Raw genomic sequence first — 18,012 nt, 5'->3', positions numbered from 1 at the left:
GAAAAAGTGAATTTACGTTTAAATACTTTAGCCAATATGGTAGATACAGGTAGTCGGGTTGCCGACATTGGTACTGATCATGCTTATTTACCAATTGAATTAGTTAAATCAGGTAAAATTGATTTTGCCATTGCTAGTGACATTGCATCAGGTCCCCTAGCAAATGCAAAGCAAGATATTATTGAAGCCGGACTTGCAGAAAAAATTGAACCACGCCTAGGTGCAGGACTTGACACAGTTAATAAAGAAGATCAGATTGATACTGTGGTAATCGCTGGTATGGGGGGCAAACTCATGACCCAAATTTTAACTACTTCTTGGGAAAATGGTTTAAGTTTTGATACGCTAATTTTAGCGCCAAATATTGGTGAGTATGGGGTACGAAAATGGCTAATTAAGCACTCTTATCATATTCAAGCTGAACAAATTATTGCTGAAGCAGGTCATATTTATGAACTAATTAAGGCTAAAAAAGTAGCTAAGTTAGAAACATTAACTCAGGCACAGTTATTTTTTGGACCAATAATTATTAAAGAAAAAAATCCAGTCTTTTACCAAAAGTGGCAAGACCAGTTACATTATCATGAGCGGCTTTTAGATAATTTAAATAAGGCTAAACAAAAGGATTCCTTGCGTATCAAAAAAGTAGAACAAGAAATCGAGTTAATTGAAGGAGAATTAAATGACCAAAGTTAAAGATATTGTCACCACTCTTTGCCAACACTTTCCTGAAGAAATTGCTAGTAAAGGTGACCCCGTAGGACTGCAGATTGGTTCACTTGATCGAGAAGTAAATAAAGTAATGACTACTCTTGATGTGCGACCAGAAGTAGTAGATGAGGCAATTCAAAGGGGAGTTAATTTAATTATTAGTCATCATCCGGTTATATTTCGACCTGTTATTAATCTTAATTTTGCTGATCCACAAAATGAAATGTATGGCAAAATTATTGCTCACGGAATTGCTGTCTATTCAATTCACACTAATTCTGATAAGGCACAAGACGGTTCTAGCGATTGGCAGGCAACAGAACTAGGTTTAATTGATGTTAAACCTTTCTGTTTTGATGCTGATGGTATAGCCATTGGCCGTAAAGGAAAATTACCACACCCATTATCAGCACACGATTTTGCGTATTATGTTAAAGCTAAAATGAAAGTTAAGATGGTACGGTTAATAACTGCTGATTCTAATAAGATGATTTCATCTGTGAGTTTTATTTGTGGCGATGGTAGCAAGTTCTGGCACCAGGCGGTTGCAGAAAAAATTGACGCATTTATTACTGGTGACGTCTATTATCACACCGGTCATGATATAATTTCTTCAGGATTAACAGTTATTGATCCTGGTCACTATACAGAAAAACTATTTAAAGATAAAATGTATCAAAAGTTAACTCAATGGAATAAAGAAAACAATTGGGACCTACAAGTGGAAAAGTCTACTGTTTCAACTAATCCATTTCAAGATTTATTTTAATAAAGGAGAATTATGGAATATCCAAACTTACTGCCAAGATTTTTAAAATATGTGCAAGTCAATTCACGATCAGACGAGCATGCTGATCGTTTCCCCTCAACTAAACGTGAAGAAGATTTTCAAAAAGAAGTAATTATCAAGGACTTAGAAGAATTAGGTCTAAGCGATGTTCATTATAACCAAAATTCCGGCTGTGTAATCGCTGAAATACCCGCTAATATTGATTTTAAAGTTCCAACAATGGGCTTTTTAGCTCATTGTGATACGGCAGACTTCAATTCCGAAAATGTCAAACCGCAAATTCATGAAAACTATGATGGCAAATCAAAAATAAAATTAGGAAATTCCGAATTTTACCTTGATCCCGCAGTTTTTCCCCATCTTGCAAATTATAAGGGGCAAACTATTATTACCACTTCCGGTGATACTTTACTGGGGGGCGATGATAAATGTGGGGTAGCAGAAATAGTAACTTTAGCAGAATATCTTTTAACCCATCCAGAAATTAAGCATGGCAAGATTCGTTTAGCTTTTACGCCAGATGAAGAAATTGGCACTGGAGCAGGGCATTTTGATGTAACAGAATTTGGAGCTGATTTTGCTTTTACCGTTGATGGTGAAGCACCAGGAAAACTTGATTGGGGCACTTTTTCTGCTGCCCAATTTGGGCTTGATATTCAAGGAGTGAACGTTCATCCAGCAGTAGCCAAAGGACAAATGGTTAATGCACTTCAAATCGCAATTGATTTTCAAAATCAATTGCCAGCAGATGAGGTTCCAGAAAAGACTGATGGGCGACAAGGATTCTTCCATTTGATGAATTTAACCGGAACGGTTGATAATGCCCATATGGACTATATCATTCGCGACTTTGAGCGCGAAGGGCTAGAAGAACGAAAAGCATTAGTCAAATCGCTTGTTCATAAAATGAATGAAGCATTTGGTACTGAACGAATCAAGTTAAAAATGTGGGATCAATATTATAATATGGCGGATGAATTAGCTAAACGTATGGATATTATTAATTTAGCTCGTGAAGCTTATCGCAGTGAAGGATTATCAATTAATGAAGATCCGGTTCGCGGTGGCACTGATGGGTCTCAGTTAACTTATATGGGTCTGCCATGTCCTAATATTTTTGCTGGACAAGAAAACATGCATGGACGCTACGAGTACACAGTTTTAGAATCAATGTACAAGGCAGTTGACGTTATGGTAAAAATGGTTGAATTAAATGTGACAAATAACAAATAGTGAAACAAAATTATAGCTAATCACACTTTTTTAATAAGATGATTAATTTTTTAAAAAGCTTTTATACCAGGTATAATTGGCTGTTTTTTAAAATCAGCTAATTATACACATCTATTATAAAAAAATAAATTTACTCACAGAAACATTGTTTTAGATGGCTTTGTGGGTATTTTTTTGCCTTAAGTAAATAAATTTCATAGTCGTGAAACAACGAAAAACTTATTAAAAAAAGTTGAAGCCTTTTTAAGTGGCTATAGAATAATAGGGTATTAATCTAATGATACTTAATATAGAAAATTTAAAAATACTAATGAAAGGATATCATCTAAAATCACTTTGCTTGATCTAGCTTTTAGCGGCCAAATTTATGTTAATAATCACAAATAGCTGCTGACGCAGCTGGCCAGCTTTTATAAAAAAATTAGGCTTTATTTTTCAGAATTACTATTATTGAAAAGTTTACCAGTTTGTCGTAGCCATGTCTTTGTTAGGTAAAAGTAGTTAATAATATGAAAAAACATAAATATTGCATAAATTAACAATTTACGATATGATCGTGTAATAGAAATATAATACAGTGTATAAAGGATGGTGTGCTAGTGGAATTTAAGGACAATATACCTATTTATCTCCAAATCAAACAGTACCTTTATCGGCAAATTATTACTGGTAAATTACAGCCTGGTCATAAAATACCTTCTGTAAGAGAATTAGCGGTTGAGTTAACGGTCAACGTTAATACTGTTCAAAGAGCTTTACAACAAATGAATGCTGAGGGTATTTTGTTCACTAAAAGAGGCGAAGGCAATTTTGTCACCGAAGATACTGCTTTACTTGAACAGACAAAGGCTAAATTGATTAAGGCTGAATTAGAAAAGTTTGTTCAAAGTATGAATGCTTTGGGAGTAGCTGATGATCAAATTAGTGTTATTTTATCAAATTATCTAATAGGAGAATAAATATGGATAATCTTTTAGAAATTAAAGATTTAACCTATAAAAAGAACCAAAAAATCATCTTGGATAAAATTAACTTAGAGTTACAACCAGGAAAAATTGTGGCGCTTTTAGGTGAAAATGGGGCAGGCAAGACTACTTTGATGCGTATCATTGCTGGAATGGCTAAAAACTATCAAGGTAGTGTTACACTTCTTAATGAAACTAAAGAAGCTATGAGAAAAGCGCATTTATCATTTACTGATGGGTTAACCGGGTTTGGTGAATCAACGAAAATCCAGGATATTGTGCATTTTTATCAAGTTATTTATACCGATTTTGATGACGAGCAATTTAATCAATTAAGAAGTTTTATGAAACTTGATCTTAATATGCGCCTATCTCATCTTTCAAAAGGGATGCGTGAAAAATTAATTATTGCATTGACTTTTTCACGTAAAGCCGATTTATATTTGTTAGATGAACCATTTTCAGGGATAGATGCAATGGCTCGCAAAAAAATAATTAACTCAATTATTCTCTGGAAGGCTGATCAAGCGACAATTTTGATTTCCGATCATTTTGTTAACGAAATTGCGACCATGCTTGATGAAGTTGTCGTTATTAAAGATAAAACGGTGCTTACACATCAATCAACTGAAGCAATTAGAGCAAATAATCTGAGTATTGAGGAATATTATGAAGGGCTTTACTTAAAGGAGGATGAATAATGTCAATTTTTAAAAGTTTATTTAGCCAGCAATTTAAACAAAAAACTAAAAATTTGTATTTAATCCTGTTAATCGAGTTCATTGGTTCAATTGCCATTACTTTTTTCTCTAGTAGGTATGATGCTTACTCTTATAATGGTTCTGTATTAGATACTTTTATGATTAAATTACTTTCTATATATGGCACTATTATGATTTTTTCAACTTTTGCTTTTTATATTATTATTTGTTTTATAAATGAAAAAATCAATCTTAGCCAAACCTGGCGGCTCACACCAATTAACGATAGTTTATTTTACATTAGTAATATCTTAAGTTCATTTGTCACCATGGTTTACTTTAAATTACTTGAACTAGTAACCGTAGCCATATTTAGTGGTATTTATTACGTAATTAGTCCTCAAGTTCGAACAAATGTTGCAGTTACACTTAATGAGTTAAATAAATATACGAATTCCCGTCTTGGCGATTTATATAATATTTTTGATAAAACATTAATTTTCATCACAATTATGATCTTGTTTGCCTTACTAACTTATCTTATCATTAGCTTTTTAAATTTCACGAGTCGGGCAATTATGAACTTCCTGCCCTACGTATCAGGCAGAGGAGTATCAAGTATTATTCGGTTAGCCATAATTTGGTTAATTGCGTGGCTGTTAGTAAAAATTAGTAGTTTAATTAAAATGAACAATATTTTTTCCGGCTTTATGGTAGATGATAAAAGTTCTTTATTAATCATTTTGGTTTTACTAATTTTGAATCTATTTTTCCTAATCGTTAACGTTTTCTTAATGCAACATTACTTTGAAGCAATTGAGAAAAAGTAACTATTTAATAATTATTAAAAGTAAAAACCATCAAGGCTTAACTTGATGGTTTTTACTTTAATTTGTTTTTTTAATGACTAGCAGCCAAATAGTCATACAACTGACTAATTTCTTCAGCTGTAAATTCACCTTTACCAGTTTTCATAGAATGAATTTTTTCTACTGATAAATGACTAGCAAAAGCTAAATCAGTATCAGTTACATGGTGTTTAACTTGATAATTAATAATTGCATCGGATAATTCTTCTAGTTGTTGATTCATAATAAATTGCTCCTCTAGAATTTATTTTGCTAAAAAAATTAAAATAACCTAAAAAGTTTGGATTCGATTAAATGGCCAATAACGTAATACTACTTTACTTACAAGATTACTACGTTTAACTGGTCCAAATATATGAGAATCCTTAGAAATATCGCGGTGATCACCCAAAACAAAATAATAGCCCTGGGGTACTTTATAAGTAAAGTTACTGGTATAAGTTTGCCCAGCATCATTAGCTGCTTTTTTGAAAGAATTTTCTAAGTAGGGTTCTTTCAAAAGCTTACCATTAATGTACATTTTATCATTTTTGGAAACCAAAGTATCTCCAGGTAGACCAATTACACGTTTAATATATAAAGCTCCAGGTGCGTCGTTAGCAGCTTTCGGCGCAAGTAAAACCACAACATCATTTCTTTTTGGGGTGAAATGGCGCGTTGAGATTAACCGCTCATTATTTTCAAAAGTTGGCTGCATCGATGGTCCCGATACACGATCATTTGAAAGTACAAAATTAAATAGTAGGTAAAAAATTCCAAGAATAATTGCCATCATTACTACAACATCTAAAAGGAACTTTCCCCAACTTTCTTCCTGCTCGTCTTGTTTATTTACTATCTTTTTTGCCATAAAATATTCTCCTTATATTCCATTACCTTTTATTATAACTGAAATCTTGGCAATTGAATGTTAAAATCATTATTAGGTATTTGATAATGACAGAATTTTTAAATAAAATTAACCAATTAGATAGTGAAATTGATAATCAGTCGGTTCATGAGCAAGTGCAAATAGTTAATCAAATGATTTCTTTTACCAGACAGAAGAAAATCATGCCACTTGCTCCAAAAAAACTAGGCTTTTTACCAGATGAAATTGAAGCAATTTGTTTTCAAGTTGCAGCAAATAAAAAGAAAAAAGTAAGGATAATTAATCAACTTTTAAATAGTGTACGCCAATTTTTATCCATTAAATATGGTATTTGGTCCTTACCAAACTTAGCAACGGCTAAATTGATAAAAGATTATTTTCAAATTGATCAAGCACTAGAAATCATGGCCGGCAATGCTTGCTGGGCTAAAGCTTTAACTGAAGTTGGGATTGAAACTATTGCAACTGATTCACTGGAATGGGCTAAAACTTCCTTAACTGGAAATAATCCATATATGGCAGTTAAAAATTACGATGCCCCTAAGGCAATCAAAAAATTCGCTACTGCACAATTAATTATCTGCTCCTGGGCTCCTAATTTTACCAAAAGTGATCTTTTAGCAATTAAAGCATGGCAAAAATATAATCCACAAAGTCATTTGCTTTTTATCGGCGAAAAAAACGGGGCCACCAATTCGATGGCATTTTGGCAAGAAGTTAAGTTTAACTATTCCGAAAAAGTTGATAAAATTAATCAGTCCTTTAAAAGTTACGATTTTATTAATGAACAAATATTTGAGATAAAGCATGAAATTTAAAAAAATAATAATCTTTGTGACAATCTTTTTGTCCCTTTTGGGCATTGGCTCTATGTTATCTAATATACAGTCCAGGGAAGCCGATCAACTTCTCGAAGCCTATGGTTTAAGTAATAATACACGTTATATAGAAGTCAAAAATAATCAAACAATTAGCTCTTTTTTGACATATTTACAAAAAAATTATGCAAAATATAAAATTCAACTACATTTTAAAAGTAAAATAGATCCTAAGCAAACACTGATTTGGGCTAACCATAATGTAATTACTTTGCCAACTGAAAGTGGGCGCTATTTTACAGCTGACGATTTTCAAGGCAGGGTATCCTTTGCCGTTTTAAGTCTTAATGCTAAAGTTCAAACTCTAGCAACTCAAGGAAATGAATATGTCGTTTTGGATAATAGTTACTATTCAGTGATTGGGACGTTAAAACATTATCATCAAATGAAACAAAATGGTTACTATCTTTCTACTGGTCCAAAACAACCAACAGGAAAAGCTAAGCTAACAAATTACATCATTATAATTGATAGCTCAAGTAAAATGATAAATAAACTAGCTTCACGCTATAAAGTTAAAATTAAAACACCAGTTTTTGTTAAAAATCATCAAATTCATAAATTTTCAATAATTAGAGAAATCAGTTTAGTGATAGTTTTTACCATAATTGCTATGTCCTGCAGTACATTATTAGCACTTTTTGACTGGTCTGTGGTAAAAAATACTGCGTTAACTGGGCAGCTTTTGCATAATTGGCTATTTAATCGGGGAGTCAGAACAATTCTATTAGAATCAGCCCTAGTACTGGGAGCATACCTTTTTCTTTCATGGCATGCTTTCATCTCTAAACCTCAGCAAATGATTTTGTTACTATTACTTAGCTGGTTTCTTATCATTGCCGCTTATAGCTACACTATTTTACAGCATCTAAGAAAGGAAAAAAAGCATGCTTAAATTACCAGTTGATTTTCTAAATAAGTATCAAGCTTTACTAGGAGCTGAAAAGGCTAAAGAACTATTTACTTCACTTGAATATTCACCCAAAAAAGCTTATCGAATTAATTCATTAAAATGGCAAAATCAGGTTTCTTATAAGCAAGATGAACCAATTTTAAATATTAATGCCGCTTTTTATGGAAAAATAACTGGTCTTGATCCTGAATGGGTTAGTGGTACAGTTTATTCGCAAGATCCAGCTGCTATGTTTCCAGCTATGATTGCCGCGGCTAAGCCTGGTGAGCGTGTTCTTGATCTATGTGCTGCTCCTGGAGGTAAGAGTACTGCTCTAGGAGAGCAATTACAAAATCAAGGTCTGCTACTTGCTAATGAAATTTCCCGTTCACGGGCAAAAATATTACGCGAAAATATTGAACGCTGGGGAATTAGCAATGCTTTGATTACAAACGAGACCCCGCAAAAATTAGCATCACAATTACCACATTTTTTTGACAAAATTGTTGTTGATGCTCCCTGTAGTGGTGAAGGAATGTTTCGGAAAAACAATGAAGCAATCAACTATTGGTCACCTGACTATATTTCGGTTTGCCAAAAAAGGCAAAAAGATATTTTAACTGAAGCAGTTAAAATGTTACGTCCAGGAGGCGAATTAATATATTCGACTTGCACTTTTGCTCCTGAAGAAAATGAACAAATAGTTTCTTGGCTAGTCACCAACTTTAATTTCGAAATTTTACCAATTAAATTAGCAAAAATAGCAGTAGACCATGGACATCCAGAATGGGCAGATGGAAATTTGTCATTGCAAAACACCTTACGTTTTTGGCCTTTTGATGAATTAGGTGAAGGGCAGTTTGTTGCAAAACTAAAATTAGTTAAATCTGAATCCCAGCTAGTAAAAAGCTCACCAAAAAAGAGACGTAAACGCGGAACTAACCAGAATTTACTTAATAAAGAACAAATTTTATTAATCAAAAAAGTTTTAGAGCCCTTTAATTTACCTAATGAATTAAAAAACTGGTCAAAATTAGGTCTTGTCCAAAATAATCACGTTTGTATTCCAGCATTTCCTGAAGTTGCTAGTTTACATCTAAAAATCATCAATAATGGAATAGACCTTGGGATTTTAAAGAAAAAAAGATTTGAACCCAGTCATCAATTGGCAATGGTTTTAGGTCAAATCAAACAAAATCAAGTAATTAATTTATCTAAGCAAGATTATTTGTGCTATTTACATGGCGAAACTGTCCGAATTGAAACTGAAATACGGGGCTTCGTTTTAATTAGTTGTCAGAATTTAATCTTTAGTTTTGGTAAAGTAAGTGGGGATGGTATTTTAAAAAATTTTTATCCTAAAGGGTTACGTACAGTAAAGAAAGGATTACAAAATGATTAAGTTAATTGCAACAGACATGGATGGCACCTGGTTAACTGATGAAAAGACGTATGATCATGAACTATTTTTACGCGAATTTGAGTTAATGAAGAAAAGAAATATTAAGTTCGTAGTGGCCAGTGGTAATCAATTTGAAAATATTTATCAACGTTTTCCAGAAGTTGCAAGTCAAATATACTTTGTTGCCGAAAATGGAGCTTTAGTTGCTCACGGCCGACAAGTTATGCATACAGCTAGCATATCTGAAACTGATTGGCAAACACTTTTGGAAATTATTAATCGTTTTGATGAAAAGGTAACCGTTTCAGGGCTAGCAAGTGCTTATGTTTTAACTAAAGATGGCAAAGCTTACGCTCAGGAACTTAAAAAATATTACGAAAAATTGACCCTGGTCGCTAATTTTGAAGATTTGGCTGATAAAATCTTTAAAGTAACTTTTGACGTATCAGCAGCAAAACTACCTACCTTAATTGATTTACTTAGACGCGAATATCCGCAATTAGGTTTTGTAGCTGGCTCAGCCACCTCAATTGATATGTCCACTAAGGGGATGAACAAGGCAATTGGTCTTGACTACCTAAGTCAAAAATTTAGAATTAATCCACGTGAAATGATTGCCTTTGGTGATAGCGGCAATGATGTGGGCATGTTCAAATATGTTGGCCAAAGTTTTGCTACCGCTACAGCTTTACCAATTGCTAAAAACACTGCTAGTCGTGTCATTGGCTCAAGCAATGACAGTGCGGTACAAAAAGAAATTTGGCAGATTTTAAATAGTTAATAAAAAAGACATCCAATGAAAAAAATCTCGAAAGTTAGACAACTCTTGAGATTTTTTCTATAACTAAAATTATCTAAGGAACAGAAACTCAATTTTTATTATCAATAAAAAAATAGCGGGGTAGCTAGTTAACCATTTGGTTAAGCTCCATCAGCTTGAAAATGTGGACCAACAAGCCCGCTATCATAATCTAACTGAGTAAGCTTAATTAACATTGCGTATGATAATTAAGAACACATAAAGTGTAGTCAAAAAGGCTTAACGCCAATTAAATATTGTCATCAAGCCTTAGCCAGTCATTATTAAAATTTAGTAGTCTAACTTTGGGAATTCACTTTTAAATGAATTTTTTTGTTTAAATTGTTGAAGCCAACTATAAAGAGGCTCATCATAATATTTTTTTAACTTGGTTATTTGCTTTAAATCACTTATCCCATATAAAGCCAGCAAATATGCCAGTTCTTCTTGCCAATTCTTTATCATTTGCAATAAAAAATTAGCTCCCTTTTGTTCCAATGCTTGTAAGAAAACATTAGCTACGCCAATATATTTACCACCTAGAGCAAGTCCTTTAAAGACATCTAATGGTTGGCGTACACCACCTGAAACAATTACTTCAACTTGCTCCTTTTTAGCAAGAATAGTTGCTAAAACAGTGGGTAAGCCTAAATCTTCTAAATAAGATAAATCACGTTCATTTCTAGCATTTTCAATTTGAGCAAAGTTAGTACCGCCACTACCAGCTATATCAAATAAAGTGAAGCCTTCACTTTTGAGTAGGCGAATAGTTGTTGGATCAAGGCCAAAACCAACTTCTTTAATAATAATTGGAATTGTCAATTTTTGGCGTAAGTCTTGTAAATTTGTTAGCCAAGTAAAATCTCTTTCTCCTTCTGGCATAGCTATTTCTTGTACAGAATTTAGATGAATCTGCAGTGCGTCAGCCTCGAGTGCTCGGACAATTTTCTGGGCCGAATCAGCTTTAGTCTTAGCATTAAGATTAGCAATTACAACTCCAGTTGGATCTTCTTCTCGAGCAACCAAGAAACTAGTAAGGGCTTCTGGTTCCTTAGTTAAAATACTGGCTGAACCTAGTGCTAAAGCTATCTGTGTTTTTGCAGCTATCTTACCAAATGCTTGATTTATTGCATAGGCTTTATCGGCTCCACCAGTCATTGCATTAATAAAGAAGGGGGCTGCTACTTTTTTGCCAAACATTACAGTTGTTAATTGCTCCAGTTTAACTTTAGTTTCGGGCAAAGCCGGGCGCAATAAATGCATTTGGTCAAAGCTATTTGGCTTATTCGTCTTATAAAATTGACCAGCTAAAGCAAGGTGGTCTTCTTTACGCTGAGATCGAATGGACATTTTATTCCCCCTTATTGTAATAATTTTACTTGATGCACATGGAAGTTTAATGGCAAAATGTCATTCTGCTTCCAGTTATTGATTAAAGCAGGAATATCGGTAGTATGATCAGCAATCACGATTCCGCAATCACCGTTGCCAGCTCCGGAAGTCTTAGCTGCTCCACCATAGTCTTCCGCAATATTAATTAGTCTTGACAAGCGAGGAATTTCAATAGCAATTTGATTGATTTGCGCAAAATGCTGAAGTAAGTGCCGATTATTGCGAATTTCTTGCTGAATAATGGTAATATTATTCTCTTCAAAGCCGGCAATCATTTTTAAAACACAGTTTCTTGATGCTTGCAAAAATTCACTATATTTTTCATTTAATGCATCTTTATTCGCATTTGTTTCATCAACTAAACGTGAAGTAGATGCGGGAGTTTGACTCCAACCAATAAGTAATTTCATTTCTTTAGGGGGAGTCAAAAGCTGAATTTTTAATCCTGGCCAAGCTTCACTGACCACTGCTACTAATTTTTTAGTAGCCAATTCTTTACTTAACCAGGCCTTATCAAAAGTTTGATATGCTAACCAGCCGCCATATACACTAGCTGCAATATCGCCGGCAGACCCATTGCCTTGTACAGAATAATGCGAAATAGCAGATAACTTATATACTAATTCATTATTATATACGACATGATAAAAGCGTAAAATTGCTTTGACTGTTGCCACTGTAACTGCTGCACTTGAACCTAAGCCATATTTTTTGCCATCAGCTGAATCAAGATCAGAATTAACATATAAATCATAAACTTTCATTTTGACATGTTGTTCAAGACAGTACTGCTCAGTATACGAAATTGCTGCCAAAATATATTCAAAAGGGTTATCACGATTATCAATTACCATTTTCGCCCCACGACGTACCCAGTGAATTGAATTTTGCGAATATTGCTTAGAATGAATTAAGCCCATTTTTGAATTTGATTTAGTAATTGAAACTCGGATAAACTGATCAACGGCAACTAAAATTGCGGGACAATCTTGCTCTAAAACCGCATATTCACCAGCAATATACAACTTTCCGGGTGCTTTTTCTGTTATCAAAAGAATTTAAGCTCCTAATCAATTAAATTACATTATTGATCCAAGTATGAAAGTCCTGGACCAAAGCTTGCATTTACTATCTTAACATTCTCAAATTCTGATAGAAACTGTTTAACAATTTCTTTGACATTTTTTAATTGCGTTAAAATTTTTACATTAGGACCAGCATCAATCGTATAATAGCATTCAATCCCACTAGCACGTAATTGCTGTACCAAGTGAATAGCATGAATTGTATCGGGCTCAAAATAACTAAAGCCAGGGTTAGCAGTTAAATTAATCGCATGCATTTCATTGGCATTAAGTTCTGCCAATTGACCTAGAGCTGAAAAGTCCTGGGCCTTAATTGCTGCAACCATTGCGCTAAGCTCCTGCTCATTACGTTTTATCCAAGGTATAAAAAATGGAGATGTTTGTGCTTGAAGCATCCCAGCAGTTGAAGATAATTTTTTAGGATTAGGATTTAATTCAATTGCAAGCAAATGTAAGTCCATAGTTGGAGTCTCATCTAGAGCATAGGCATAAGATGAGTCATGATCAAATCCCTTTTGCCAAATTGCAAATCCACCATATATTGAACGACTAGCCGAACCAGATCCTAATCGAGCTATTTTTGATAAATCACGTTTACTAAGCTGAATATTATAGCAAGCACAAAAAGCTCCAGCCATCGCTGCAAAAGCCGAACTAGAAGAGGCCAGACCTGCAGCAGTGGGAACGTGGTTAGTCGATTCAACCCGTAAATTATCTGATACACCAAATTTTTTTTGTAAAATTTTTAAATAAGTAAAAACTCTTTGATAGTCTTTGCCTGCTTGCTGGACACCATTTAGAACAAATTCATTTTTTTCGCTAACCGTAATCCTAGTATCAGTAAAAAACTGGTCTAAAGTCATAGATAAGCTGGACATTAAAGGTAATTTATTTTTCGAATCGGCTTTACCCCAATATTTAATTAGGGCAATATTAGTATGAGCACGGGCTGTTTTATTCATTAAATTTCCTCAATCCATTGGTTAACAATTAATTTATGACTTAGGTCAGCAATTTTTTCAGCTATTTCATGATTGGCACAAAGCGCAATCACAATGCCGCCCAGACCGCTACCTGATAATTTAAAACCCAAAGCACCATTAGCAAGCGCAATATCTTGTATTTGATCAATTTTAGTAGTCGATAAATTAAAAGAATGTAATATATCTTGGGCTAAATTAAAAATTTGTCCTAATTGTTGCTTATCCTGGTTCACCCAAGCAACTTTAGCTTGATCAGTAAGGTTACCTAATTTTTTAATATTTTGCCTAGCTGGGATCGAGTTAGCTACTATTGTATGAACTTGCTTAACTGCTTTTTGAGTATTACCCAAATCACCAGTATCCATAATTAATAAACTGGCTTTCAATTTACTTTTTAATTGGAGAGCACCGTTTTTTTTGTTGAAAAAAATCAAATTATCAGAATTAACTGTAGCGGCATCAATTCCTGACGCCTTACCATGATTAATCATTTCTGCATGATTAATCATGGCGATGATTTCTTTTTCACTCAAATTTAATTGCCAATAATCATTTAATGCTCTAACAGTTGCAGTCGCTACCGTCGCGCTTGAACCTAAGCCGCGTTCAATTGGAATTTTTCCTGTATAAGTAATTTTTATCAATTGTTGGGAGTTAGTTTTAGCTAACAATTTGGTAACAACATACTTTAAGCCATCATATTCAGCTGGTGCAGCCAAAAATGGGCCGTGATATAGAGCAGTATCCATCCATAAGATGGTAGATGGTTCAATTGTTGCTTTAAGCCATAAAGATTTTATTGGCATTGCTAAAGCGTTATACCCATAAACAACTGAGTGTTCGCCGAGTAGAATTACCTTTCCATGTGCTTTGTAACTAAGTTTCATTTTATTTAAGATCCTCATTGTTTGTGAAAAATTTGCTCCTCCTATGCTAAAATAAAAAGATATAGAGGAGAAGTGAACAAATGATTAAGATTTTAATCGGTCGACAGACAGATTCCTTACAAGAAAAAGTTTTGCAGGCAGCGGTAGAAAATTATATTCGTTTTCCAAAACATGAAACTTTCGTTATCGTTCCCAATCATATTAAGTTTACCACAGAAATTAGGACAATTAATAAGTTAGCCGTTAGTTTGCAACATACTGAACAATCAGTTAAAAACTTACAAGTGCTATCTTTTTCACGCTTAGCATGGTACTTTTTAAAAGATGCTGAAAAAGGACTACCAACTCAACTAGATAATGCAGCTGCTGCAATGCTTTTAGCTAAAATTATTGAGCAAAATCGAGATCAACTTCATTTATTCAAAAATGTTAGCACTAGCCCCGGATTACTAAAGCAAATTTATGACACCATTTTACAAATTCGCGAAGGCAATCTAGATTTAACTGAAATTAATGAAGAAAAACTAGATTTGGAAACTAAAAATAAAATCGCTGATTTAAAAGTTATATATGATGGTTTTATCGCAGGTATTAATGATAAATTTTCTACTTCTAATGAAATTCAATTGCAATTAAATGAGTATCTGGCGGGAAAAATTGATTTAAGCAAAACTGATTTTTACTTTAGCGATTTTTCCCATTTTACTTTACAAGAATGTCTAACAATTAAGCTCTTGATGATGAAAGCACATAGTGTTACTTTAGCCTTTAAAACTAAAATAGGTAAAATTAAAAAGCAAACTGAACCAGGAGATTATGATTATGTTATTCAAAAAACAATTAATCAGTTAATCAATTATTTAAATGTGCATAAACTAAACTTTGAAGTTAGTGAGACACCCATGGCACCAGTACCAACAAAACGAGAATTACTTAATGAATTTTGGATTAATGTAATAGATGATATTAGCGACCTAGATCAAATACAGCTAGTTCGGGCTGATAACCGCTACTCTGAGGCTTATTTTGTCGCACGAACTATTTACCAGCAGGTAGCCTTAAATAATTATCGCTATCGTGATTTTTTGGTGTTAGCACCAAACTTACATGAATATGAAACCTATCTAACTCCAATTTTGCGACAAAATAAAATCCCTTTCTTTAATGACTTACAGCAAGAAATGAAATACCATCCTTTAGTAGTCTTAATTGAAAATATTGCCCAACTATTAACTCGCCCACTTGCTACCCAAAATATATTAGCCGTGATGAAAACCCGATTAATTATTCCGAACTGGTATCAAACTGAGAGTGCTTATTTACATGATATTGATGAATTAGAAAATTTTGTTTTAGCTCACGGTATTAATAACAATCTTTGGAAACGAGATTTTACTGATTTCACAGCTGCCGGTGTTATTTATCTTGACCAAGATTCCGATGAAGTAGCCAGAATAAACAAGTTAAAAAACTACTTTGTCAAGCAATTAACAGGGTTACTAACTAGTATTAAAAAAGAAAAAGACACGCAAAAAGCAATTACCATCTTTTTTAATTTTTTAATCCAAAATGGAGTTACACAAGTCTTAGAAAAATGGCGCGAAGAGGCTCAAGAAGAAGGGGACTTACAACAAGCCCGCCAATCTGAACAAATTTGGGATTTACTAATTAATTTATTGCATGATTATCTTTTAATTAATGAAACTGAGTTTAATCTACCGAGTTTTTTTGATGTCCTGATAAATGGCTTCAAAGAAGCAACTTTTGCTCAGATACCAGCAACATTAGATGCTGTTAATTTATCAGAAACTGGCATTGTTCAAGTTAGCGGCTATAAGCAAGTTTTTATTTTAGGGGCAACCAATGTCAATCTACCACAAATTAAAACAACACCGGGATTTTTAAGTACTGAAAATTTAGAAAAACTGCGACCAGCCTTTGGTGAGGAAGCTTATTTGGAAGATTTTCAACAACTAAATAATTTGAATCAAAATTATCAATTTGGCGATTGTTTAGCTCTAGCAGAAGATAAAGTTTATCTTTCATATTCTGTAGCTGGATCTGACAATGAAAAAGCCCTTCCTTCAATCTTTTATGAACGAATTAAAAAAGCTGGCGCACCGGAATTTGAACAACACGATTTGCCAGAAGGAATACAGGACGTCTTAACTTTTTTGACTAACCCACAAGCAAGTTTGGGATACTTAACATACTTAGGACAAACACAAAACAACAATGTTACGGCTTTAATTCAAATGACCCAACAACATTTACCTTATCAAACGGCCTTAGTTACAGCAGCTAGTCAGTTTGTTAACGAGCCTACAGACATCGGCCCAGCGTTGGCGCAAAAATTATATGGTTCTGACTTAAATGCTTCAGTGTCACAATTAGAGACTTTCTATGAAAACTCCTATGAATATTTTTTAAACTATGGCTTACATTTACATAAACGTTTTGAAAATGAATTAGATTTAATTCAGGCAGGTAATTACTGTCATGAAACCTTTGATTTCTTAGTTAAGGAGCTTAATCGGCAAGCACTTAATTTAGCAGAAATTGATGATAAAACCCTAAATCAGATACTTAAGGATGTACGTTTGCATATAACAAGTGAAATCAAATATCAGCAGTTATTAAACGATCCATTCAATCAATTTCTATTCAAATGCCTTGATAAAACCACATCGCGGGTAGTAAATAATTGGCATCGTAATGGTAAAGTAACACCTCTACAAGCAAAATATTCTGAATTAAGTTTTGGCTTAGGTGAAAAAGTAGGCGGACTCAATTTCCCTATACCTGATTTTACTAATCATCAAGTTAATTTACGGGGAAAAATTGATCGTATTGACTTAGCTCAATTACCAGAAACAAAAGAAACAATTGCCCAAATAATTGATTATAAGTCTTCTGCTAAAAAGTTTGATTTAGGTCTTTTTTATGAAGGCATTTCTTTACAAATGATCTCGTATCTTGATGTTTTGAAGCAAAATAGACCCTTTTTTGCGGGAAAGAACTCGTTATCCTTATTAGGTGCCTTTTATCAAACAATTACCAGGCAGCTAGAACGGCTCAATAGTAAGATGCTTTATAATACTAACTTGCAAATTAAAGAGACTAATTATGATAGTAACAATCGGTTACACTATAAGGGCATCATCAATAATGATCAGTTAGCTTTTTTAAAAGCTGATGCCGAACTTAAAAAACAAGGCGTATCATCAAATTTATATGCTAATGTTAAATCATCTGCTAAAGATGGCCATTTGATTTTTTATGGTAATTCTTTTAGTGATGATGAAATTGATCTATTACTCGAATATGATGAAGTCTTAATTAAAAATGCTGCCAGACAAATACTTGCTGGTGAAATCAAATTAAATCCATATAAATATGGTAAGAGTAGCAATGCATTAACCTACTCTGATTATCGTGATATTTTCTTCTTTGATGCCATGTTGAAAGAAAATAAATATCATCAAATTGGAAACTTAAAAAAAGCCGAATTGATTGACAAGGTTAAAGCAAAACTAGAAAAGGGTGAATAAGAT

17 protein-coding genes are annotated in these 18,012 nt (G+C 33.5%); 11 read left to right on the top strand and 6 right to left on the bottom strand.

Annotation, left to right across the window (positions count from 1 at the left end):
• The first annotated feature begins 6 nt into the window (after positions 1-6).
• From F5ESL0230_RS04010 to F5ESL0230_RS03985, 6 genes are all read left to right on the top strand, one after another.
• The gene (locus tag F5ESL0230_RS04010) at positions 7-696 is read left to right on the top strand and encodes a class I SAM-dependent methyltransferase (protein ID WP_122021685.1); all 690 of its coding nucleotides are present in this window, start codon (positions 7-9) and stop codon (positions 694-696) included.
• Positions 683-1,480, top strand: a complete 798-nt coding sequence (locus tag F5ESL0230_RS04005) for a Nif3-like dinuclear metal center hexameric protein (RefSeq protein ID WP_122021684.1) — start codon at positions 683-685, stop codon at positions 1,478-1,480. The genes F5ESL0230_RS04010 and F5ESL0230_RS04005 overlap by 14 nt, the downstream gene beginning before the upstream one ends.
• Positions 1,481-1,492: 12 nt before the next feature.
• Positions 1,493-2,734 carry a peptidase T gene (gene pepT, locus F5ESL0230_RS04000; RefSeq protein WP_122021683.1) on the top strand — a complete coding sequence of 414 codons (1,242 nt, stop codon included), beginning with the start codon at positions 1,493-1,495 and terminating at the stop codon, positions 2,732-2,734.
• 599 nt (positions 2,735-3,333) lie between these two features.
• Positions 3,334-3,693 (top strand): GntR family transcriptional regulator, encoded by a 360-nt coding sequence (locus F5ESL0230_RS03995; protein WP_122021682.1) that lies wholly within the window; start codon positions 3,334-3,336, stop codon positions 3,691-3,693.
• Between the two features lie 2 nt (positions 3,694-3,695).
• Positions 3,696-4,400, top strand: coding sequence for an ABC transporter ATP-binding protein (locus F5ESL0230_RS03990; protein WP_122021681.1), 705 nt, complete (start codon positions 3,696-3,698; stop codon positions 4,398-4,400).
• On the top strand, positions 4,400-5,230 hold the full coding sequence (locus tag F5ESL0230_RS03985; RefSeq protein ID WP_122021680.1) for a hypothetical protein: 831 nt from the start codon (positions 4,400-4,402) through the stop codon (positions 5,228-5,230). The genes F5ESL0230_RS03990 and F5ESL0230_RS03985 overlap by 1 nt, the downstream gene beginning before the upstream one ends.
• A gap of 70 nt (positions 5,231-5,300) precedes the next feature.
• Here F5ESL0230_RS03985 and F5ESL0230_RS03980 read toward each other — a convergent pair whose 3' ends face one another.
• Entirely contained in the window at positions 5,301-5,492 is a 192-nt protein-coding gene (locus tag F5ESL0230_RS03980) for an LBP_cg2779 family protein (RefSeq protein ID WP_118896502.1), read from the bottom strand.
• Between the two features lie 48 nt (positions 5,493-5,540).
• Positions 5,541-6,119: a signal peptidase I gene (gene lepB, locus F5ESL0230_RS03975; protein ID WP_122021679.1), complete on the bottom strand. Its 579-nt coding sequence runs from the start codon at positions 6,117-6,119 to the stop codon at positions 5,541-5,543.
• Between the two features lie 86 nt (positions 6,120-6,205).
• Here lepB and F5ESL0230_RS03970 point away from each other — a divergent pair, with 86 nt between their 5' ends.
• Genes F5ESL0230_RS03970 through F5ESL0230_RS03955 form a run of 4 tightly spaced genes read left to right on the top strand, consistent with a single transcriptional unit; the run spans position 6,206 to position 10,093 of the window.
• The gene (locus F5ESL0230_RS03970) at positions 6,206-6,958 is read left to right on the top strand and encodes an SAM-dependent methyltransferase (RefSeq protein WP_122021678.1); all 753 of its coding nucleotides are present in this window, start codon (positions 6,206-6,208) and stop codon (positions 6,956-6,958) included.
• On the top strand, positions 6,948-7,913 hold the full coding sequence (locus F5ESL0230_RS03965) for a hypothetical protein (protein WP_122021677.1): 966 nt from the start codon (positions 6,948-6,950) through the stop codon (positions 7,911-7,913). The genes F5ESL0230_RS03970 and F5ESL0230_RS03965 overlap by 11 nt, the downstream gene beginning before the upstream one ends.
• Positions 7,906-9,312 carry an RsmB/NOP family class I SAM-dependent RNA methyltransferase gene (locus F5ESL0230_RS03960; RefSeq protein ID WP_122021676.1) on the top strand — a complete coding sequence of 469 codons (1,407 nt, stop codon included), beginning with the start codon at positions 7,906-7,908 and terminating at the stop codon, positions 9,310-9,312. The genes F5ESL0230_RS03965 and F5ESL0230_RS03960 overlap by 8 nt, the downstream gene beginning before the upstream one ends.
• The gene (locus F5ESL0230_RS03955) at positions 9,305-10,093 is read left to right on the top strand and encodes a Cof-type HAD-IIB family hydrolase (protein WP_122021675.1); all 789 of its coding nucleotides are present in this window, start codon (positions 9,305-9,307) and stop codon (positions 10,091-10,093) included. The genes F5ESL0230_RS03960 and F5ESL0230_RS03955 overlap by 8 nt, the downstream gene beginning before the upstream one ends.
• A 309-nt stretch (positions 10,094-10,402) precedes the next feature.
• Here the strand turns inward: F5ESL0230_RS03955 and fni are convergent, their stop codons facing one another.
• The 4 genes from fni to mvk are packed head-to-tail and all read right to left on the bottom strand — an operon-like array spanning position 10,403 to position 14,458.
• Positions 10,403-11,461, bottom strand: a complete 1,059-nt coding sequence (gene fni, locus F5ESL0230_RS03950; protein WP_122021674.1) for a type 2 isopentenyl-diphosphate Delta-isomerase — start codon at positions 11,459-11,461, stop codon at positions 10,403-10,405.
• Positions 11,462-11,472: 11 nt separating this feature from the next.
• Positions 11,473-12,555 carry a phosphomevalonate kinase gene (locus F5ESL0230_RS03945; protein WP_122021673.1) on the bottom strand — a complete coding sequence of 361 codons (1,083 nt, stop codon included), beginning with the start codon at positions 12,553-12,555 and terminating at the stop codon, positions 11,473-11,475.
• A gap of 32 nt (positions 12,556-12,587) precedes the next feature.
• Positions 12,588-13,550 carry a diphosphomevalonate decarboxylase gene (mvaD, locus tag F5ESL0230_RS03940; RefSeq protein ID WP_122021672.1) on the bottom strand — a complete coding sequence of 321 codons (963 nt, stop codon included), beginning with the start codon at positions 13,548-13,550 and terminating at the stop codon, positions 12,588-12,590.
• Positions 13,550-14,458: a mevalonate kinase gene (gene mvk, locus F5ESL0230_RS03935; protein ID WP_122022040.1), complete on the bottom strand. Its 909-nt coding sequence runs from the start codon at positions 14,456-14,458 to the stop codon at positions 13,550-13,552. Before mvk ends, mvaD begins: the two co-directional genes overlap by 1 nt.
• 80 nt (positions 14,459-14,538) lie before the next feature.
• On the opposite strand from mvk, the gene F5ESL0230_RS03930 reads away from it, so the two are divergent.
• Positions 14,539-18,009 carry a PD-(D/E)XK nuclease family protein gene (locus F5ESL0230_RS03930; protein WP_122021671.1) on the top strand — a complete coding sequence of 1,157 codons (3,471 nt, stop codon included), beginning with the start codon at positions 14,539-14,541 and terminating at the stop codon, positions 18,007-18,009.
• Positions 18,010-18,012: the final 3 nt, after the last annotated feature.

The sequence above is a fragment of the Lactobacillus sp. ESL0230 genome, from assembly GCF_003692805.1.
GTDB classification, from domain to species: domain Bacteria; phylum Bacillota; class Bacilli; order Lactobacillales; family Lactobacillaceae; genus Lactobacillus; species Lactobacillus bombicola.
Note: the sequence above shows the minus strand (reverse complement) of the source record. Positions and strands in the feature narration are given on the sequence as shown.